Below are 22,168 nucleotides of genomic sequence, written 5' to 3'. Positions count from 1 at the left end.
TAAGTTACATTACAAGTTACATTACGTCAGCTGCTGCATTATTGTCCTTGCAGTGACATTCCACAAAAAGTTATTCTCAACGCGCTCATGCGCCGCCTCACTGTCAAATTCTTTTCCCGGCTTATAAACAGCCTGCGCAACATCCTCTTCGCTCTCGCATAATGTTCCCTGTGCTTTGTTCTGGATTATATAGTCAGGTCCCGGTGCGCTGACCGCAACAACATGTTTGCCATAATACATTGCTTCAAGTATAGACATTCCAAATATCTCATGGTCATTAAGATTAACAACCACATCCGCAATGCTGTAATATTTCCACATCTGGCTGTTCTCTACCCTCTCAACAAGTGTAACACTGTCAAACAGCCCCTTACGTCCAATCTCAGCCTTGACACTTCCCTCAAGATGTCCCTTGCCTATCATTATCATCTGGCTTGAGTGAATCATCTTCTTAATGTCAGCAAATACATCAACCATCTCTACCGGGTGTTTCTCTTCCTGAAGCCTGCCCACAAAGAGTACAACATGCCCCGACAGGTCTCTTCCGTGAAGCCTGCCAAGTGTTGTCTTAAGTTCCTGCACATCTGACGACTTATAATCTTTGTTAAGGAGTGTCTCATCAAGACATACCGGTGCAAGGATTACAGAATTAACTCCCTGTTCCTTCATCTCTTTCATTACCTCCGGCGTCTTGGCAAGCACCGTCATCATCTTATAGTGCTTCATATTGTCTGAAAGCATGTTCATTAACATGCCTTTGAGCTTATTATCATTATTACTTCCAAGCACTCCTACATATGGAATGCACTTGATTCCATTTTTCTTACAGTAATTAAGGATTCTCTCAAAATTCATCTGGTTATCCGAAAAGCATACTACCCCTTCCGTACCCTGCGGTATAAAATCCTTCTTATACATAGAATGTATTCCTGTTGCCTTAGTCGGTATCTGATGAAATCTCAGATTATCTCCAAGGTCTTCTGTATCTTCCCCAGAACCGAGCGGAACAAAGTTAAACACATCGACATCGTTGCCAATCGCTGCAAGTGCTCTCCCCAGGCCGATATCCTGTGCATTGTAGAATTGCCCCTGATGCGGCTGCATCATTCCCAATGTTATTACCGAAATCTTCATTGCCTATGCTTACCTCTCTCCACAATCTGCGCAAGCTGTGCATCGTTATCAAATGCGAATACACAATATTCGTTGTTAGATGCTACCATATACCTGCGGTCAAGATATGATAATGTATCTCTGTTCTCCCATGAAAATGCATTATCAACCACTATAAATACCTTACTGTCCCCATTCCATTCAGTATAACTCTTATCCATCAGCCATTCAAGTGCCGCAAATGACTCATCAAATGTCCTGATATTGCACATTTTGAGCTGTCCCTGTGAGTACTCCGTGAATACGTTGGCATCCCAGAAGTCAGCATACCCTCTTTCGTAACCATTATTTACAAGGAATTTTACAATTCCTTCTTTCCCCGGATTAATATCTGTGTTCTTCCATTCATAATACTCCATACCGGAATTAATGACAACCATTGCGGCAAGAAGTCCTGCAACAACCCGTCCGCATGCCGTCATGATTCCCTTATAATTTATATATATGACAAACACGGGAATCAGCCACATCATAAAAGGAATAAGATAGTTACCGTTTGCCTCCCACATATCGGCAAAATAGAATGTAAACATATTCACACAAAAGTCTGCCGCAAAGAAAAGCACTATAAATCTGTCATATACAGATGTAAGTTCCGCCTTTTTTATGAGCGTCCACATAACATATACAGCAATGACAATTCCTGCAACCGCGAGCATATTTGCAACAAGTCCCGGTCCCATGACACGGCGTCCTGCCTTATAACCAAAGAACTGCATCAGTCCATTCAGTATTGCATCACTTCTGCCAAAGATATCTGCATCCGAGAACTCTGTTCCATTGAAGCTCTTGAATGTAAATATATCCGAAAGCACTGCCGTATTAATAATAAAACCTATTCCCGATGCTGCTGCAAGTATAAAGGAATACACAAACGCCCTTGTCTTAACCGCTGCCGGGATGTTCCTCCATATATCCTGTATACACGCCGGCATCCTGTAATTCAGAAGAAATGCAGCAATAACAAGCGGACAGTACAGAACCACAAGCATCCTTATGCCGCCAAGTCCTGCCGCAGCTGCAAGAGCCACAGCGAGAACTGCCTTTATCTGCCAGCCCTTGTGCCGCTTTATTATTCCGGCAAAAAGCCCTGCCGTAACAAAGGAAATTGTCACATGCGGAATATAGTAAAGCCCGAATAACGCAAACTGCTGATAACACTGGCAGAACGGAAGCACAAGCACACAGGCCGCCGCTTTGCCGCACCTTCCAAGCCCTGTCTCACGAATCATATACAGGTACGCACAGACCATTATTGCCATGAGTATTCCGCTGCCAAGCGTTCTCACCAGAAGCCAGTTATCCGTAAGTCTGAACAGCAGTGATAATACAATCTGTGTATTCAGCACTCTCAGTTCTGTAGAATAGAACCAGTTTCTGCTGAAGAAAGTTCCTTCGTCAGCCAGAAGCCTTGACAGAACCATCTCAGAAGAATTGTCCGCATCAACATTATTCATGCCATACTTATATGTAAAGTACATGGACAGCGCAATCTCAGCTGCCAGTATCAGCATCAGTATTAAGTTAAAACGGAGTTCTTTTTTCTTCATATTGCCTCATTTCCTGTATCGGTCAGTTCAGTCTGTATATACAGCAGACTTCATGTCCATATGATTTTAATTCCACTTCTTTTACATAACCGCTTCCATCAAAACGCTCATCCGGCTCCAGCACAAAACCGTAACTGTTGACAAACAGATAATCCGCCTCAGCCTGTCCGCATATTTCAAATCTGCCCGCAACATCCTCAGGCAGTACACGCATTGCTTTGTTAACTGCATTGGCACTCATCCGCCCTCTGGATGCCAGTTTTATCTTTCCCGCATCACTGCCGTCATTGCCATGAAGCCTGTACAGATCAAGTAATGCCTGCTTAGTAGAAACCATCCAGTAATCCATCTCATAACGGTTCTGTGCATCTTTTCCTGCAAGTACATTAAAATAAGCATACTGATATGGATTATTAATCAAAATACCTGCCTGGCTTATTAACGTAATTGCACATCCGGTAACAACCAGAAGCTTCTTAAGCTGTGGTGCCGTATTTTTACAAAGGCAGTTACAGCCATATGCTGCGGTAATCACCATAGGACCATATATAAAATAAAAATGTCTCCAGCCGTTATATACCCTCGTTCTGCATACCACCGCAAATACCAGAGGGAACATCCACAATAAAATATTAACTGCGGATAAGATTGTATTCCGTGTCATTTTATGATTCTGTACGCCATCTGACCTGCAATCTTTTAATGCATTGGCGGCAGTCATTACAACGCCATATATTATGAGTACAAGTATGTATAATGGTGTCGTTATAAGAATCATCTTAGGAAGATAATATGCCGGCGGCGGATTGACTGAATATCTGTATAATACGCCTTCAAATAAAAGATTATTGTCCCATCTGTCAAAATCATTGGCATACTTAACCAGATACATGATAAATCCAAATGGGTCCCGCCACATCGCCGGTGTAACCAGTACATAGGATATCACATACACAACTATTGCCACAAGTCCTATACTGACATTCCTTTTTGTAAGTTCTTTTTTCCTGATAAGTGTAATAAGATAGCCAATTCCTATAATTCCGTAAAACCACGCTCCGGCTATCTTGGTATTGGTTGCAACCGCTGCTGCCATCGCAAACAGAATCGCATATCTGTATCTGCGTTCCAGAGCCATCTTAAGTCCGAAATATATCGTTATCAGCACAAACGCCATGACAACGATATCCTTGTTATTATAATGACCTTCCCCAAACATCCTCGGCGACAGATAGAGCATTAATGATGCAAACAGCGACTGCCACACAGAATTGGTAAGCAGCTTAACTATTCCATATAAAGCCAGTACTCCGAGCATGAATATACAGAATGTGTACATATGGAATGCCAATGTCTGATACGGCTCTCTTTGAGCTAATTTTCTTACGAAAACATATCCATAATACGCAGCTATACCGTGATCCTTCTCATCACTCTCCGAGATCCGCTCAACTCCTCTGGCTGCATTGGCTATCTTATCTCCAAGCTTACCGGGAATGTAGCACGAATACTCTTTGATATTGGAGTTAAGGATACTCAGCTCTATAGCCTCGTCAAGATGTACCCCATATCCATCCGTCACCGCAAGCCCGGCAGCTGCCATAACAACAAGCACAATTACTGCTATGAGTTTTTCTTTTTTAATTATTGCATTTATCACATTACTGATGGTATTTTTCATGGCAGACCTCATTATTGTGCGAACTTAATTGTCACCAGTCCGTTTATTGTCTTAATCGAACCTCCGTCAGGATAACAAGGCATATTTTTAAATTCTTCCGTTGCCTTAACCGCATCCTCTTTTGACTTGTTGTTGCTTGCAATCAGCCTTATATGATGATTGAAATCCATGTATCTTATCAGATGGTTGCTTGAATACCAGTCAAGATACACATCGGTTCCCATCCATACATATGGATTAAGATCCTGTGTAAATGTTGCCGTTGTCACATAATTCTCATCAAAAAATGTAGAAAAATTAGCAAAATATACCGGCTTGCTTACGGCAAAATCCTCATTTACATTGAGGTCTGCAAGTATCTGTGTACAAAGGGAATCTATCGCCTGCGTATTGTAATACATCCTCTGATATAACTGATTGGAGGTAAGCACGCCGTAATATATAACTCCCACGCATCCAAGTGCCGCAGCCCATGAGAGGATGTAGCCTATATCCAGCTTCTTAAGCTTTATCCGTATATCCGTCGCACACACAAGTCCAATTACAAGAAAATACGGAACGATAAGCGCATACTTCATAAGCATGTGGACGGATGACTTACCATTCATCATAATATAGATAAAGTTAAGGAAAAACGGTGATGCCGTAAGCATAACCGCAAGTGCCGCCGTCTGGGCATATCTGCGCTTTTTAATAAGCTTTATAAGCTGTACGGCTGTCATAATCACAATGACCGCAAGCACAACTCTGTTAATCCATATAAAGCCTCTTGAAGATATTGCCTGTGTTGAAAAATAAAAATCCTTCTGGTTATTCCACGTTGTCTTAAGGCTTCTGAGAATCTCCCCCAGCTCAAGGCTGAACATCTTATCCGTCCCTGCGTACTGCCTGAGCTCCTCACCCGTAATTGCAAGTGATATCTTTGTACATATAAAGTACAGAACAAATCCAAGTCCTGCTGCAAAGACATATTTTATATATCTGCGGAACCATTTCTTAATATCATAATCATTGCGGAACAGGTCGAGAAATGCCATCGTAAATGCCAGTCCTATGGTAAGTGCAAGAAATGACTGGTATGTGCCGAGTGACATCATAATGCACACACCCGCAGGTATTATTCCTGCCCATCTGCCGAACCGTTCAACAAAAAATACACCAAGCACCGCCGTAAGTATAGCAAAATAGTATACCGGCGAGATGCTGAGGTATGAATAGTAACATGCATTTATCGGAAATGAAGCCATAATCGCACTGAGAAGAATTACGAAGAATCTGTCCTTAATCTTAAGCATGTATACTATGATTCCTGCCGAGACTGCAAGTCCCGCCATTCCGATAATTCCGAACAGCATCGGCATGTCATAATAAGATGTAATCCTTCTTATAAGCAGCCACATGTAACGTCCCGACACAATATCGAGCTGCTTGTTATATATGAACTCTGCCATTATGTCGTCATGATTGACAGCTTTGTTGGTAAATATAAACAGGTTAAAAAGTATACCCATTATAAATGTTGCAGCAATCGCAAGCTTCACATAAGCCGGTATCTTTTTATATACTTTATCAACTGATGCCTGTACGCTTTTTTCTTCCATCACTGCCTCTTTTCCGCACCATATCCGGCGCATATATCATCATAAATCTCTTTTAATCTGCCATAATTACTCTGTGGAGTAAGATTATCCTCATAATAACGACGTGCATTGGCTGCAAGCCCGTCACGGTTCATTGTCTCAAAGCGCTTAACCGCCCCGATTAATGCATCCGGGGAATCATATTGGAAATGTATTCCTGTAACTCCCTCTTTTACAATGTCTCCAATATTGCCTATATCCCCCGCAATCGCAGGAACCGAAAGAGAATAACTCTCCGCTATGCTCATTCCAAATGTCTCATAGCACTGTGATGACGAGATAACCGCCTGCGCACCGCCAAGGAACTTAACGTAATCCTCACCCGTTACTCTGCCCGCCATGACTATATTTTTATAGCCGTTGTCTGCAATGCGCTTTTTCAGTATCTCCTCAAGCGGGCCGTTTCCCATGATGACAAGCTTTCTGTCCGGAAGCTTTGCAAATGCATCAACAAGCAGCTCTGTACCCTTAAGCTTCTCAAGTCTTCCGACATATACGTAATACCGGCCTGATATGCTGCCATGCGTATCAGACAATTTCCCCATCGTCTCAGCCAGATCATATGTAAAGTTAGGCTTCACATATACCCTGGCAGGATTTATTATCTTCTTCCTTCCGTTGTTAAGCATCAGAAGCTTATATCTGTTGAACTCAGTCAGGCAGATAAAATTGATTTTCTTATATGTTCCCAGCATTCTGTGAATCTTAAGAACAGCCGCACTGACTATTGTCTGTGCTTTGCTGTGCCTGTAGCACGAATTGCGCACAGCGCAGGAAAGTCCTTTGCTCACACACTGTTCGCATATATGTCCGTTACCCTCATCCTCCATGAAGAATGAGCCTCCGGGACAAAGCAGCCGAAAATTATGCATAGTCTGGACAACCGGAACATTGCATCTGAACGCCGCATAATATACTGAAGGGCTTACAAGCGTCAGCGTGTTATGCACATGCACAACGTCAACATAATTATCCTCTATAAGTTTCTTAACTTCACGGTATGAGCGCAGTGAAAATACACTTGTAAACGGAAGCAGAAGCTTTTTAATACCTGTATAATTATCAAGCTCCTTATTGCTTCTCTTATATACAATTACCCTGTGGCCATGTTCCGCAAGAAGCTTCTCTTCATTGGCAGCTACCGTGTCTTCCCCACCGGCAATCCTGTATTCATTATGGATGATAAGCACTGTCTGCGGAACCTTTGTCTGTGGAACCTTTGTCTGTGGAACCTTTGTCTTTTCTGTACCGTTTCCCGGCCTCTCTATGCTGAATGAAGCTTTGTATATAACAACGGCAGTCAGCATGATAAACGGATTGACTACCGGATTAAGCGGGAATTCTTCCATCATCGCATACACTGAAAATGACGCTATAAACACAAGCTCCTTATAACAGTGCTTTTTAAACAGACTGTAATTGGATATGCATATAAGCACCAGCACTATAAGCGCAACTATAAGTCCATCGTGAAAATACACACTCATATATGAATTATCAATAAAGCCGAAGCCCCTGTGTGCATCCATTACGGCACTTGTCCTAGGAATCAGTGACACAGACAGCGCTTCATGATATTTGTGTGTAATGTTAAGTCTTCCGCTGAATATCCTGTTAATATATTCCGACCAGTAACCGCCGTCTGGATTAAACATTGAAGTCGCAGCATAACTGAATACGGCACATATCAATGTGGATGCCGCCATCAGCCAAAAGAACACATATCTTCCCTTTCGTGCGAGAAGAAACTTCTCGCAGAATATGAAGAACCAGACTGCAAAGAACAGAAGTGTTCCTGTCCTGCTGTTTGTAAATGTATACATCAGCATTGCAATAACTGATGTACCGATAAAATATTTCCAATTAATCCTGTCATATCTGATATAGAGGAAAAGTGCCATAAGTACAAATATATTTATATATGCATTATTGGCAGTTGAGTAACCGAAGTTATATACGGTTATATCCTGAAAGCTTGTTGTAGTCTGCGCTGTCTCACCCTGATCAAATATTCCCAGGAATGACGCAACTACCATGAACGAAGTTATTGCAAGCCTCACATAGAACGCCGTGCATGCAAGCTCCCTGAAATCACAGTCTTTAAGCCCCGCAACTGTCATTGCGAGCAGAAGCAGTGTCATGTCATGCGATATTACAAAGCAGACAATGCCAATGCATCCCAGCAGTACATCCAGCGCAATCTGGCGCACTGTATACTGAGTTACGCAGTATTTGAATAAAAGCATTATGCAGGCAATCCCAAACATCACGTAATACAGCGAATTGGAGCTGTCCATTCCAAGTGCCTTGGATGCCGTCATAACTCCATAATACATAGTCATGCTTATAACTCCGTACTGACCTGCCGTTATTCTGTTTTTACCGTCATGCAATATATTCTCTGTCACTGTCTGCTGTTCTCTTTCTTAACAAGTCTGATAAATCTGTAATTCGTATCCATATATCTTCTGGCAAGCCTCTTAGGATCCTGCATAAGTCTGTACAGCCACTCAAGCGAACATTTCTGCATCCACTTCGGTGCTCTCTTTATATTATCCGCATAGTAGTCAAAGCCTGCCCCTACGCCTATCATAACCGCATTTACCCTGTCTCTGTGATAGTACATCCAGCGTTCCTGCTTAGGAGCGCCAAGACCCACCCATACCACATCCGGGCCGGCATCATTAATCATCTTAACAAATTCTGCATCATCTTCGTCACTTACCGCACCAAACGGAGGTGAGAACATGCCTGCAATAATAATGTCCGGATACTTTTCTTTCAGCTTTTTCTCAAGCGTATCAAGAGTCTCCTGTGTACTTCCGTAAAAGTAATGTCTGAGCTTATTCTTACCCGCATCTGCAAAAAGCTCTCCCATAAGGTCCGGACCGGTAACCCTTACCGCATCCTCAAAGCCTCTATGTTTTGCAACTATTGACAACGGCTTGCCGTCAGGCAGTCTCAACGCCGCCGAGTTCTGAACATTGCAGTAGCTTTCATCATCATGTGACATCACTGTTGTGTGCACATTGGACACACATATATATCTGCCCCTCAGCGCATCTATGTTATTGCATATATAATCTTTAACCTGCTGCATGCTCATAATATTTATATTAACACCAAGGATGTTACATACTCTGTTATTTTTCACACTAGTCCTCCATTCCTGCGCTGCCTTTTGCGCATATCAAGTTTGTGCGAAAGCACAAATCTTGCGTGTGAAAAATCTTATTTTTCACACTAGTCCTCCTGCCTCATGTATATATCATATCCGTCAACATTTTTAACGAATTCATATCCATGCATATTTATATCCTGATACCCCTTATGATTCACACTTGAGAAAACGATATAGTCAACATTCTTTGCCTTGGCATATACCGCCAGCTTCCCGATATCCGGTGTCTGCCGTATCATCTCATTATGCACCACAGCCTTCATTTCTTCAAGTTCATTAAAAATATATGCATATGCATCACGTCCGTACAGAAGCCGTATCTTAGTTGTATACTGTCTCATTGAACACAGCATCTCATCAGGAACAACAACCGTCGGATATGCGCCGGTGTCTGCCGCAAGACTGTCAGATATTATTGCGTCAGCAATATCTATTGTTACCTGTGGAAGCTGATATTCATTCTGTGCCGGCACATAGTTATCTTTTGAAAACATCGGTCTGCCTGACATTGCAATTACGCAGACTGTCAGAGCAAGCGTAACGGCCTTCAGAATATAATTATTAAATCTCATTACAAGCCATGTACCGCCAATGGCAATTATAACAGAAACGGGAACCAGCCAGAGTATCCTCCAGTACATTCCGTTAAGGAACCGTATGCCTATCGTTCCATAGACCAAAGGGCAGAAAAATACTATAAGTATCATGGCGGCAGGATACAGGAACTTATGACGGAAATGAGTGTTTTTAACACTTCCTGCCACAAGTATTATTGCTGCAATAAGCCAGTGAAACCATCCCGTACCGACAAATTTTATAAACATATCACAGATATCAGTAAACCATCCAACCATAAAATCCGTACTCCTATGATAATATATCCTAAGATAATCTGAACACCTGATACCAGAATACATTGCATAATGCGTATACAACACATGGCGAGCATGTCAGCCATATATACAGCGTATTCTTAATATTCCTGTATTTTGCCAGCACAACAAGTCCATAGAACCCAACAGCAAGTGCGGCTATAACAATTCCGCCGCCTGACATAAGTGATGACGCCATACATGAGACAAACAGCAGTACCTTTTCAGGAACCAGTGTGCAATCCTCATAAAGCCTGTAGAGCAGGTCGAGGATTACAGGCACCATCAGGCCTGCAAACACAGCCTTTCCCTGCCATATCCTTAACAGCAGCAATGACGGCACCGTATGCGTTGAAGTGTACCCAAATATATTAACAGCCGATACTATAATTGCAAATATCAGTGTCTTCTCCCAGTCATCCCTGAACAGGTTAAGTCCAAGAAGCAGGTATGCAAGACAGCACAATGTTACAAGGTACATCGGCATCAGCCTGTGTGAAAGTATTGCAGGATGGACACCGCTTATTCTGCTGCATGCTGCAACATACATTGTCCATGGAGACGTGTAATCTTTCTTAACCTCTCCGGTATTCCAGTACATCGGGTATCCGTCAATCGGATTATGCGTAAGCATTCTGTCCTCATCAACTGCCAGAAGTTCAAGCGCAACAAACCGCGCATCGTCATCATCCGTATGCTGGTACTTTGATGCAATTCTTGCCTGATAGCCTGTAAGTATGACAAATACCGCCGCCAGCAGCGCAATCCAGCATACACAGCTTCTGCGTCCCGGCACCGTCTCCGGCTTATTAAGCTCCCGCATCCTGTCATTGTCCGTACCGGCATTATCCACTGCGGGGCCTCCATGCTTCTTTATACGCAAAACAGCTGCGATATATCCCACAATTCCGGCAGCTGCAAGAACAGCCAGCAGTGCGCACCATACATTTACAAGCATCGTAAATGTAGTCCTTACGGCAATCATAGGAACGGCAATAAGCTGCATAACAGCAAACATGGTTATAATACCGTATATCCATGTCTGTATTAGCAGCTTACATATATCCGCAAAATGCAGTTTTATTCTTTTTACAAGGAACGGGCTGTATATGCCTCCCGCAATTACGGGAAGCACTACAAATAAAATCCCGGTTAATATCTTACCTGTGAGGCTCATATACAATCACTCCGCTGCCTTCAATATCATAAAGTGCCATTGTTCTGACTACATTTTCTATATCCTGCTCACGCAGTCTGCCTGCGCCTGCAACAAGTATGCTGGCATCAGCCTTCATTGCTGCTCTGTACGCACCTGCATTAACGTCTGCAGCATTGGTATCCGTCAGCGTTACGTCTGCCTTGTATCCGGCATTCTTAAAGCTTTCCTTCAGCTTATCCGATATATATTCCCCACCATCACCTATGTGTATGAGATTGATATTTATTCCGTTCAATCCGTATCTGTGCTCCAGATACAGTTCCGCCTGCTCAAGCTGTGAACAGTCATCCTCCTTAACATCCGCAAGAAGCTTAAGCCCTGCACAGAATGCTATCTCCGCCGCAGTCCTTAACTTACCGCCAAGAAGATATATAAGCGTTATGATTACAACAGGTATGATAAGTCCTATTACTCCACCGATAAACGCATTCTTAATTACCGCCTTATTGGCTGCCTGCTTCTGCTCGTCGCTTGCAGTATATGTCACTGATGAACGGTCGCTTCTTCCAAGTTCATACACAACATTCTCTCCGAGTATTCTGTCACATGTATTCTTAACCGCCTGTACATAATACCCCATAAAACTCTCAGCATCGGAATCTTCAACTATTGAATATTCGTCGCTGCCAAACGGATACTGCATTCTTGCCGTAACACTGTCCTTAGTTCCGTCATTATCACATATGACAAGCTCTACAAATGTATCATATGTCAGAGGATATCCTGACAGCTTAACAAGTTCCGAATATGTCTCGCGGCTTGTCATAACGGCAATAAGCGTCTGTGTACGCATAAGAAGTGACTCGCCCTTAACATTGCCCGAATAGTAATCCACCGAGTACTGCTTTACAGTGCCCTTCAACTCTATCTTGGCAAATCTCTTCTGATACTCATTGTATTTTTTATAACCAAGACCGCCTGCAAATACTGCAACGCATATAACTATCAGCCACCAGAATCTCATATTGCGCTTAAATATATCTTTAAGCATATATTTTCTAACATATTCCTGCTCTGACATAAAGCTCCTTTCACAATTACTCGCCCTTAAATACTACGGCGACTGTTTTAAATAAAATCTTGATATCCAGAGCTATGCTCCAGTTGTCTATATATTTGAGATCAAGTTTTACTACGTCTTCAAAGTTGGTTATGCGGTTTCTTCCGCTGACCTGCCATAATCCGGTGATTCCTGGCTTAACGCTTAATCTTCTCTTATGATAAGTCTCATACTGCTTGAACTCGTCCACTGTAGGCGGTCTTGTTCCGACGAGGCTCATATCACCCTTAAGTACATTAAAAAACTGTGGAAGTTCGTCTATGCTTGTCTTACGGATGAACCGGCCAACCTTTGTTATTCTCGGATCATTGTCCATCTTGAACATAAGCCCGTCCATCTTATTTTTATCCATGAGCTCTTTCTTGCGCTCTTCTGCATCAACATACATCGAACGGAACTTATATATATAAAAATATCTTCCGTTCTTGCCGACTCTCTTCTGCTTGAAAAACAGAGGCCCCGGAGATTCAAGCTTAAGTATTGGTGCGAGGAATATCATGATAACTCCTGTTATTGCAAGTCCTACTATCGAACCCACAATGTCCATCAGGCGCTTTATAAAAAGCTGTCTGTAATCATACACATTATTGGCAAATGTTATGACAGGAATACTTCCAAGCTGGTTAACTGACTTAGAGAAGTTCGAGAACTGCTCAAGCACCTCTATATTAAGATGCACTGTCGCGCCCATGCCCTCGAACTTGGTTACTATATCCGTAAGTGACTTGCCTGAATCATACGGAACATCTATAAAAACCTCATCTACAATCTGCTCCTTGGCATATGTTACCATGCTGTCAAATGTAGCTGTGACTTCAACTCCGTCTATCTTCTGTCCAACCATGTCCCGGTCTATTATGGCAATGCTGCATATCCTGTTGCCCCACACTGAATTGCTGTCCATCTCTTTGATGACCTTTGAGGCCCTGTCCAATGTCGTGACAACAAAAAGCTGTGTATTGGCACGGCTGTTCTTATAATACTTAAGAAGATATGTCTTAAACAGTCTGTGCACGCCATATGTAACTACTACATTAAGACATATCATCACCATATACACGCCACGTGACAGGTCTGAATTCTCATGCTTCAGGAATATTACAACTGCCATAACTGCCGCAATGATAATATTGGACTTAATCACCTGGATAATCTCAATCAGCTTTCCCCTTTTGATGAATTCCTGATTAAAATTAAACAGGAGTACCGTGACGGCATATGCAATTATCATGGCACTTATATCCCCATAAAGGTCCCTTCTGAGTGCCTCATACGCCGCGCCTTTGATAATCCCGAGCCACAGATATCCCGCCATCACATAACTGAGAAGCAGGCATATAAGATCTATTGCCATTATACAAATATTCTGTATCTTTTCTCTGGACTGATTCATTGTTCCCTTCCACTCTTATATCTTAATTGTCTTAACAGATTACTTCTCATTAAGGAACTGCTCTATTATATAACGCGGACGTTCCTTTGTCTCCATGTATATCTTACCTATATATTCACCGATAACTCCGAGTGACAGCAGGATAAGTCCGCCTATCGCCCAGATTGACGCAATAATTGTTGTCCATCCCGTTATCGTTGCTCCCATAAAATGTCTTACAAGGCTGTAGATAAGAATCACAAAGCTCATAAGAAATACAAATATGCCGAGGTTAGTTATCATCTTAATCGGTTTGTTGCTTAATGATGTAATTCCCTCCATTGCAAATGCGAGCATCTTCTTGAGAGGATACTTACTCTCCCCCGCGAATCTTTCGCTTCTCTCATAGTAAACAACATCTGTAGGATAGCCTATCATTGGGACAATACCTCTTAAGAACAGGTTGACTTCCTTAAACTGTGCGAGCCCTTCAAGCGCCCTCTTACTCATAAGACGGTAGTCTGCATGATTATATACCGTATTGGCCCCCATCCAGTTCATAACTTTGTAGAAGCCTTCTGCAGTTATTCTCTTAAACGGTGTGTCTGTTGCACGCTTACTTCTTACACCATATACAATATCACATCCGTTGTGGAACTTCTGAAGCATCTCATCCATTGCATTAATGTCATCCTGAAGATCTGCATCCATTGATATAGCCACATCAGCACAGTCCTTTACAGTCATAAGACCTGCAAGCAGTGCATTCTGATGCCCTCTGTTACGGCTGAGATTAATTCCGCCAAAAAGCGCATTCTCCTGATGAAGCTTCTGTATGATACTCCACGTTGAATCCTTTGAACCATCATTTACAAATATAACACGGCTTCGGTCTGATATAACATTACCGGCTATAAGTGATGTCATCTTCTCTTTAAGACGTTTAGATGTCTCCGGAAGTACCTCCTCCTCGTTATAACATGGTACTACTACATAAAGTATACTGCTCATTGTCTTCTCCATTCCTGCGCTGCTGCGCATATCTATTCCACTACAAATCTTCATTTTTCAGTTCCATTGAACTGAGTATTGTGAAGTTGGTATCTCTTTTTGTAAGATTTCTGTTATAGTATCTGTCCGTCTGTCTGAGTACTGAGCTCCATTTTTTATTAAACTTCTCATCTTCTTCATCTATATGCCACTCAGGCTCTACCGAAGCATTGATTACAGCCTCTGCATATGGCACATATACAATCTTATGCATGTCACGCCACATCTGAGGTGTCTTCGCATCTTCCTCCTCATCAGCCCGGGAATCCCTGCTGCCTTCATCGTTAAGCTGCGCAACCTTAAGACACAGGTCTGCCGCTGCATATTCTGCCGGCATGCTCTCATCAAGCTGTCCTGCCGCCATATAGTCAGCTCTCCTGATAAGCGTACATGTAATATCAACACCGCTTACATCCTGAGGTGCATTAATGCGCATGAAATAACCATTGTTGCCCTTATCTAGCTGATGGAATGCATATCCGAACGACTTGTCAATTCCCATCACAAGAAATGCGTGATATATCTTATCTTCAAGATTGCTTGTACGTGCCGCTGCCATTGCAACATCTTTTCTCTGTACATATCCCATAAGCTGTTCAACAAGGTCTTCGCTCAGTGATGTAATTCTTGAATCAAGAAGCAGAACATAATCCGCTGCCGCTGATGCCACAGCCCTGTTAACTGACGCCGCATCGCCGCCACACATCATCACACTGAGATTGCTATATGTAAGTTTCTTTGTACACTGAATGCACTGTTCAGCCTTAGCCGCATCACCATGAATTATTATATCAACTGACGGCTTACGGTCAAGTACCGGAACATCCCTGTAATAACCGTATGACGTACCGAGTTCTCCTGTCATCGGGATTCCTGCTCTCTGACAATGCTCATTAATTGATTTCACGCCTGCATGATATGCATACATCTTACTCTCCGGAACGGCCGCCGTTGAATTAACATGGCATCTCCAATGATATATTACTCTTGGCACATGCGCAACATGGCGTGATTTCTCTGTGCATCTGAATATAAAGTCAAAATCCTGTGCTCCGTCAAAAGGTTTCCTGAATCCTCCGACCTCTCTGGCTATTGATGTTCTCGTCATGAACATATGACATATGTAATTACAGCTTCTGAGATAATCAATATTAAAATCCGGCTTAAAATGTGGCTCAAAGAGCTTCCGGCCATCCATATCCATCTTATCCTCATCTGAGTAGACACTGTCAGCCATTGCATCTTCATTAACCGCCTTAACAAGATGATACAGCGCATCCGGAGTTATTACGTCATCATGATCCATAAGTGCAATGAATTCACCTGTTGCCATCTCAAGTGCCCTGTTTGTATTCTCTGATATTCCGTCATTAGAATCAAGCATTTTGTATACAATTCTTGAATCCTTTGCCATGCACTGTACGGCATACTCACCAGCCTCACTTACACTGCCCGTACCGTCTGCGAGGCATAATTCCCAGTTAGAATACGTCTGTGCCTGAACGCAGTCAATAAGTTCCTTGAAGAACTGCAGCGGTGTATTGTACATTGGAATCAGAATACTTACCTTCGGTTCATGTATAAACTTTTCTTCGCGCTGCCTGTTAAGTTCCTCCGGTGTAGGATTCGTATACGCAAGAAGCTTCTCATATGATCTTTTTTCTGTAAAGAAATATATTGTACGCTTTACCGCCTTTTTGAATCCGTTTTTACGAAAATACGCCATTCCTTTACGAAAAACATGTCTGCTCATCTCAATCTCCATTCCGCAGAAGCAGGAATATGACACATAGTCCTGCATAATGCATTTATACAAATAATCTCTTCCAGGTATATGCCCTGACTGCCGCCACAAACGCCGGACTGTCACCGCTTCCCTGATTGCTTACATACATCTGTATGTCAAGCTCATCCGTCCTGTCTTTCATTGTAAATGTAATCTCAGGCTGTGTTCCTGTAAAAGCATACAGACGGTTGTTTATCTTCATTCCGTTTGTACTTATCCTGCATGGTACCGATGTACCCTTTATATATACAAAGCAGCAGCAATGCGCCGGGTGTACCGTGACAGCCTTTCTGCCTTCTGTCTTTATATTAAGTTCCTTAAGCTCGCCGGTAATTCTGATATCACACGGGTCTGCTCCCGCATCAATACTGTCCTGCTTAATCCTGTGAATCTTCTCTTCGGCAAGACCTCCCGCATTGAACACTATTCCGTGTTCTCTTGAATATATATCATTAAGTCCGATATGACCGCTCTTAACATGCTCCTGGAACTTTCTCTCAAATTCATTATCTCTTTCATAGCAGTGCGACGCAAGCTGAGGCTTTGTTACTCCTGCCGCCTCATACAGTTCATCTGTGCCGTCTTGTATTCCCTGATTATCCGCAATAAAATAATACACTGCGCGCTGTATAATATAATCAGCTATATCCCGTACATCGGCATTGTCAATCTGCCATGTCCATTCATAGTCAGTGATTATCCACTCGTCAAGATTATCATTTACAAATATATTCTTGAATATCATGTCGATATCCCATACATTGTATGATGAATTATATCTTACTATATCTGCAAATGTCCTGACAGTATCCATTGCCGCCTGAATATTACCTTTTGCCAGGAAATCAGCAAGTTTTGATTCAAGCGTGCCATATTCAAGGAATTCAATCACTGCATTGCTGCCTTCCATATGGCATGAATTGGCACTGACCTTTACACCTTTTTCAGCAAAATAATTTTTATATCTTTCATCCAGCTTACTGCCGTTTCCGGCAAGTGCTGCTATATGCTCTGCGGCCGCATCAGTCATCGGACGCTTTACAATCCTTCTGCCGTCTGCATCATCATATATCTCTGTACATATTCTGTACTGAGGTGCCCTGTCATTAGAGTATTTTATGAATACCGGAAGCTTATCGGATGTTCCGGGTGACATTACCGCAAGATACGAATTGGAATATTCCGCAAACATTCCGTCTGCAATTAATTCATCCCATGTCTGTGCTTCATCAAACATCTCAAGCCTGTCTGTGGCAAAATTCCGGTAGTTATTGGTAAGCTCACCTCTGCGGGGAAGCCACTTATCTGAATATATTGCAAGTGGCAGGTGCATATCAGGATACGGATAATACATATGTATATCACCGTCTTCAGGATTAAGACCTGATTCGTCTGCACCGCGTGCTGCTTTTTCAATAAGCTGCCTTTTTGTGCATGGTTCCTCATAAGATATGTGGATTCGTGATACCTCACCATCCTCTTCTCCCGGTGCTGCATATTCTTCCGCATATGCTCTCAGCAGCATCCCGGCAGACACCTTCCAATATGCTCCTGCCCATCTTGCAAGAGAATATCTGTTATCAGCCGCAACAGCTCTGCAGCCGTCAGGAAGCCATTCCGTAAGATTACCATGCATATATCTGAAATTGTCCCTATAATCCTCAACAGACATACCGCTACCTGCCATTTCCTCTGAATTCAAACAATTTATACGTTACCACAGATAACACCATATTATCCTAGCTTACAGTCACCTTTGAAAACATATCGTAATATCCGACTGTATTCTTATCTGAAACAACAGTAAAATTAAGCACATCATATAACCTGTGATAAACAACAAAATCTCCGCCGCTGTAGCCCGTGCAGCTTATCGACAGCAGATATTCCCCACCCTGCAGATTCATGAGCTGTGTAAATGCAACAGTGCGCTCTTCTCCCGCCATAACATTTCCAAAATTGACCTTCTCGTACATGGTGTTGCTTCCTGTTATGGAATTACCCTTGAGATCCTTAATCGTATATGTAAGTATCGGATCGGAAACATTTTCATTGAAATGTACTTTGTACTTAATTGTAAAGTTCGTTCCCTTCTCTATGTTGCCTGACCACATTCCATTCTCATCAAGTATGCCAAAATCAACTATCTCTGCCTTCTTATTGCCATATTCATTGACATCAGGGTTAAGTTCAAAATGTGAACTCCATGATGCATTGTCACCAGCTTCCGTCTGCACCTGCTCCGGGGCTGTAGCGGCATCACTGCCGCCGTCCTTAAGCTCTGACGGAAGTGCCGGTGTCTGTCCGACAAGAATCTTCTTATAGAGATTAATCATATCCCTTGGTGTACCCTCGTCAACCTTGACACCTCTGTTAAGAAGCACTACCTTATCGCAGTACTGTGCTATGCTGCTCAGGTCATGGCTTACAAACAGAATTGTCTTACCGAGCTTCTTGAACTCCTCAAACTTGTGATAACACTTGGCCTGGAAAAATACGTCGCCTACGGAAAGTGCTTCATCAACAATAAGTATCTCAGGGTCAATATTTATTGCAACCGCAAATGCAAGTCTTACAAACATACCGCTTGAATATGTCTTAACCGGCTGATTAACAAAGTCGCCGATATCTGCAAAATCAAGAATATTCCGGAGTCTCTCATCAACCTCTTCCTTAGTGAAACCCATCATTGTTCCGTTAAGGTATACATTCTCAATTCCCGTATATTCCATATTGAATCCCGCACCCAGTTCAAGCAGGGCTGAGATTCTTCCGTCAATTGCCACACTTCCTGACGTTGGATTAAGAAGCCCTGTAATTATCTTAAGAATTGTAGACTTTCCCGAGCCGTTGGTTCCTATGATGCCGAGCGTCTCGCCTTTCTTAATCTGCATCGACACATCCCGCAGCGCATAATGCTCCTTGTAAAGCTTCTTCCCACGTGACATTCCGAGCGCATCCTTCATGCGGTCCGTCTTATTGTCATATATTTTATAAATCTTGGTAACATTTTCTACATTAATTGCTATATCTGACATAGAATCTCCATTCTCCCAATGCTTTTGCGGTCCGGCTCTGCCTCACAGAATCATTATAAAACGTCTGCAAAATGTATCTTCAGGCGTCTGAACACTCCGCTTCCGAGTGCAAACATGATAATTGTAACAGCCCAGAAATACAGCGTCCACAGCCCGTTATGCCAGAAGCCTCTTCCGACAAGAATAGCTTCCCTGTAGCCGTTGACAATGTAATATATCGGATTAATCCTGAATATCCACTGAAGCCTTGCCGGTATAATCGCTATATCCCACATGATAGGCGTCATCCAGATACCGACCTGAAGTATTATGCTTATTATCTGCGTTATATCCCTGAAGAATACCGTAACCGCACTTGTAAGATATACAAGCCCCAGCACAAATGCAAATGTGCAGAATGAATAATAAATTATCTGCAGCGTATAGATAGTCGGATAATATCCGTAGCATGCCGCCAGTATAAGCGTAAATACAACGAAGAACACATGCACAAACATAGCTGACAATACTTTGATAACCGGAAGTATGTCTATGTTAAATACGATTTTCTTAACAAGATAGTTGTACTCAAGCAGTGCATTGCTTCCCCCGTTAAGGGCATCTGCGAAGAAAAACCATGGTATGATTCCGCAGACAAGCACAAGCACATACGGATACTGTGCAGGCTGTGACGAACGGAAGCCCACCTGGAATACAAACCAGTATACAAGTATTGTAATTACCGGCTGTACAAACGCCCATATAATTCCAAGATACGAGCCCGCATACTTTGTCTTAAAATCGTTCTTTGACAGGCTCCATATTAACTTTCTGCTCGATAACAGATTTTTAATCAGTTTCATTAGAATCCTCACTTTTTGCATATTGTCCGGCTATCAGACGTGCTATCGGCACCGGCCAGAATTTGCAGAACATCTCATAATCTTCCTTTGTCCTTACATGGTCATGTATTGCGGCACTTGTCTCAGATCCTTCATGAATCCTGTGCCCCATAAGTACGCGCGGACAATATACGAAGCTGCCTCTGATACGTGACAGCCTTTCCCATGTCTCCCAGTCTATCGACGCCCTGAAATGCTTATAAAACACAGGTGATGGCATGGCAGGCATACAGTAGCACACCGAGGGACAGCATATTGCACTTCCAAGTGACAGACTTCTGCGTCTTACCCATATCGACCTCTGCAGCAGCCTGCTTCTGAGCGGAAACAGCATTATCCTCTTTATCCTGAGAAGCTTCGTGTCCGTAACCTTATTAGCGCCACGTATCTCGCAGTAATCCGTAAATGCAATAACAGGCTTCTTCTGTGATTCCATTGCATGTACGACTGTCTTTGTATAATCCTTAAGATATATGTCATCCTGATGCGCAATTGTCACATACTTTGTATCCGCACAGCTCAGTGCAAAGTTCCAGTCCCCTGCAATTCCGGTCTCTCCGTAATTAACACAGACATCAAGTCCGTATCTGCCGGCAATACTGCGGATATGCTCATTAGGCGTCGATGTTGCAATTACTATCCTGCTCTTTACTGTCTGCGCAAGCAGTGATTCTATGCATTCCTTAAGATATTCACTTTCCTTGTATGCACATACAACAAAGGTGTGGTTACTCATTACTCTCCTTTGGAAGCGGCATCTTATATCCGTCCGCTATTCCCTTAAAACCGTATTTTAACTTCTGCCATTTGTTCTTCTCATACAGAAGCACAACTCCAAGCCTTCCGTAAAGCTTTATGTAATACCTTAGTGCATTCACATGCCCTCTGTGCTTTCTGATAAAATACACGAGATTGCGTGAATAATAATACCTTCTCGCCGGCGAATGATTGGTAACTATAACTTCTCTTCCTAAGAATACCTTACGCTCTGAATTGCCCAGCTCATGCAGTACTCCGCGGAAACTGCTCTGCAGTATCTTATAGCCTCTCTCCTTAAGCATGTAGCACATGTCAAAATCAACATAATCGATAAACATGTTTTCATCAAAACCGCCCGTCTCAAGGCATGCAGCAACCTTGGTAAGGCATCCCGACGTTATGCAGCGCTCCGCATATCTGTATTCTTCCGAAAACTCGTATTCCTGCTGTATTCCGTAATTACGGTCAAGAAACAGGCACGTTATCATTGCTGTTTTGTCGAAGTCCATGTATTTTCTGTAATTATCAATAAGCCCCGCCATGACAACCGAATCCTGGTCAAGCGTGAGAACCCACTGCCACTTATGGCTGTCAGCGAACTCAACTATCTGGTTGAGCGCCTTTGCAATCCCCTGATTCTCCTCATTCCAGACCATATAGATGCTGCCGTAGCTCTCTATCATATCACACACTTCATCAACATTGGCCGAGCCGTTATCAACAATAACAAGCTCCGAAACCTGTGGAAGAATCGCGTCTATATTCTCTTTCAGCCTCCCAATATCAGGGTTAAAAGTAACAATCCCTGCTCCGATGGTATCACTGTTCATATCTGCTCCAATCCTCAATTCACTAAGATGCTGACCTGATTCTTCAGGCCACTGTCTTATCATTATGTCTGCCTTC

The 22,168-nt window shown here is 42.7% G+C and carries 17 protein-coding genes; all 17 read right to left on the bottom strand.

Features of this window, described 5'->3' with window-relative positions:
• Positions 1-21: 21 nt before the first annotated feature.
• Positions 22-1,134: a glycosyltransferase gene (locus NQ488_00390; protein ID UWN95804.1), complete on the bottom strand. Its 1,113-nt coding sequence runs from the start codon at positions 1,132-1,134 to the stop codon at positions 22-24.
• Positions 1,131-2,723 (bottom strand): hypothetical protein, encoded by a 1,593-nt coding sequence (locus NQ488_00385; GenBank protein ID UWN95803.1) that lies wholly within the window; start codon positions 2,721-2,723, stop codon positions 1,131-1,133. Before NQ488_00385 ends, NQ488_00390 begins: the two co-directional genes overlap by 4 nt.
• A 22-nt stretch (positions 2,724-2,745) precedes the next feature.
• Complete coding sequence (locus tag NQ488_00380; protein UWN95802.1) at positions 2,746-4,404, bottom strand: glycosyltransferase family 39 protein; 1,659 nt, start codon at positions 4,402-4,404, stop codon at positions 2,746-2,748.
• An 11-nt stretch (positions 4,405-4,415) separates the two neighbouring features.
• Positions 4,416-6,005: a glucosyltransferase domain-containing protein gene (locus tag NQ488_00375; GenBank protein ID UWN95801.1), complete on the bottom strand. Its 1,590-nt coding sequence runs from the start codon at positions 6,003-6,005 to the stop codon at positions 4,416-4,418.
• Complete coding sequence (locus NQ488_00370; protein UWN95800.1) at positions 6,005-8,452, bottom strand: glycosyltransferase; 2,448 nt, start codon at positions 8,450-8,452, stop codon at positions 6,005-6,007. Before NQ488_00370 ends, NQ488_00375 begins: the two co-directional genes overlap by 1 nt.
• Positions 8,449-9,198 carry a WecB/TagA/CpsF family glycosyltransferase gene (locus NQ488_00365; GenBank protein ID UWN95799.1) on the bottom strand — a complete coding sequence of 250 codons (750 nt, stop codon included), beginning with the start codon at positions 9,196-9,198 and terminating at the stop codon, positions 8,449-8,451. Before NQ488_00365 ends, NQ488_00370 begins: the two co-directional genes overlap by 4 nt.
• Before the next feature lie 89 nt (positions 9,199-9,287).
• Complete coding sequence (locus tag NQ488_00360) at positions 9,288-10,079, bottom strand: hypothetical protein (GenBank protein UWN95798.1); 792 nt, start codon at positions 10,077-10,079, stop codon at positions 9,288-9,290.
• 28 nt (positions 10,080-10,107) lie between these two features.
• Positions 10,108-11,274, bottom strand: coding sequence for a DUF6077 domain-containing protein (locus NQ488_00355; GenBank protein ID UWN95797.1), 1,167 nt, complete (start codon positions 11,272-11,274; stop codon positions 10,108-10,110).
• The gene (locus tag NQ488_00350; protein UWN95796.1) at positions 11,258-12,337 is read right to left on the bottom strand and encodes a hypothetical protein; all 1,080 of its coding nucleotides are present in this window, start codon (positions 12,335-12,337) and stop codon (positions 11,258-11,260) included. Before NQ488_00350 ends, NQ488_00355 begins: the two co-directional genes overlap by 17 nt.
• A 16-nt stretch (positions 12,338-12,353) precedes the next feature.
• Complete coding sequence (locus NQ488_00345) at positions 12,354-13,769, bottom strand: sugar transferase (GenBank protein UWN95795.1); 1,416 nt, start codon at positions 13,767-13,769, stop codon at positions 12,354-12,356.
• Positions 13,770-13,808: 39 nt separating this feature from the next.
• A complete protein-coding gene (locus NQ488_00340) occupies positions 13,809-14,759 on the bottom strand; it encodes a glycosyltransferase family 2 protein (protein UWN97069.1) in 951 nt (316 codons plus the stop codon).
• A 40-nt stretch (positions 14,760-14,799) separates the two neighbouring features.
• Positions 14,800-16,551, bottom strand: a complete 1,752-nt coding sequence (locus NQ488_00335) for a glycosyltransferase (protein ID UWN95794.1) — start codon at positions 16,549-16,551, stop codon at positions 14,800-14,802.
• Positions 16,552-16,606: 55 nt separating this feature from the next.
• Positions 16,607-18,271, bottom strand: a complete 1,665-nt coding sequence (locus tag NQ488_00330) for a hypothetical protein (GenBank protein ID UWN95793.1) — start codon at positions 18,269-18,271, stop codon at positions 16,607-16,609.
• 52 nt (positions 18,272-18,323) lie between these two features.
• On the bottom strand, positions 18,324-19,622 hold the full coding sequence (locus NQ488_00325) for an ABC transporter ATP-binding protein (protein ID UWN95792.1): 1,299 nt from the start codon (positions 19,620-19,622) through the stop codon (positions 18,324-18,326).
• 53 nt (positions 19,623-19,675) lie between these two features.
• Positions 19,676-20,464, bottom strand: a complete 789-nt coding sequence (locus tag NQ488_00320) for an ABC transporter permease (protein UWN95791.1) — start codon at positions 20,462-20,464, stop codon at positions 19,676-19,678.
• Positions 20,451-21,239 (bottom strand): glycosyltransferase, encoded by a 789-nt coding sequence (locus NQ488_00315; protein ID UWN95790.1) that lies wholly within the window; start codon positions 21,237-21,239, stop codon positions 20,451-20,453. The genes NQ488_00320 and NQ488_00315 overlap by 14 nt, the downstream gene beginning before the upstream one ends.
• Positions 21,232-22,155: a glycosyltransferase family 2 protein gene (locus NQ488_00310; protein ID UWN95789.1), complete on the bottom strand. Its 924-nt coding sequence runs from the start codon at positions 22,153-22,155 to the stop codon at positions 21,232-21,234. The genes NQ488_00315 and NQ488_00310 overlap by 8 nt, the downstream gene beginning before the upstream one ends.
• Between the last annotated feature and the right edge of the window lie 13 nt (positions 22,156-22,168).

The sequence above is a fragment of the [Bacteroides] pectinophilus genome (assembly GCA_025146925.1).
Lineage (GTDB): Bacteria > Bacillota > Clostridia > Lachnospirales > Lachnospiraceae > Bacteroides_F > Bacteroides_F pectinophilus.
Note: the sequence above shows the minus strand (reverse complement) of the source record. Positions and strands in the feature narration are given on the sequence as shown.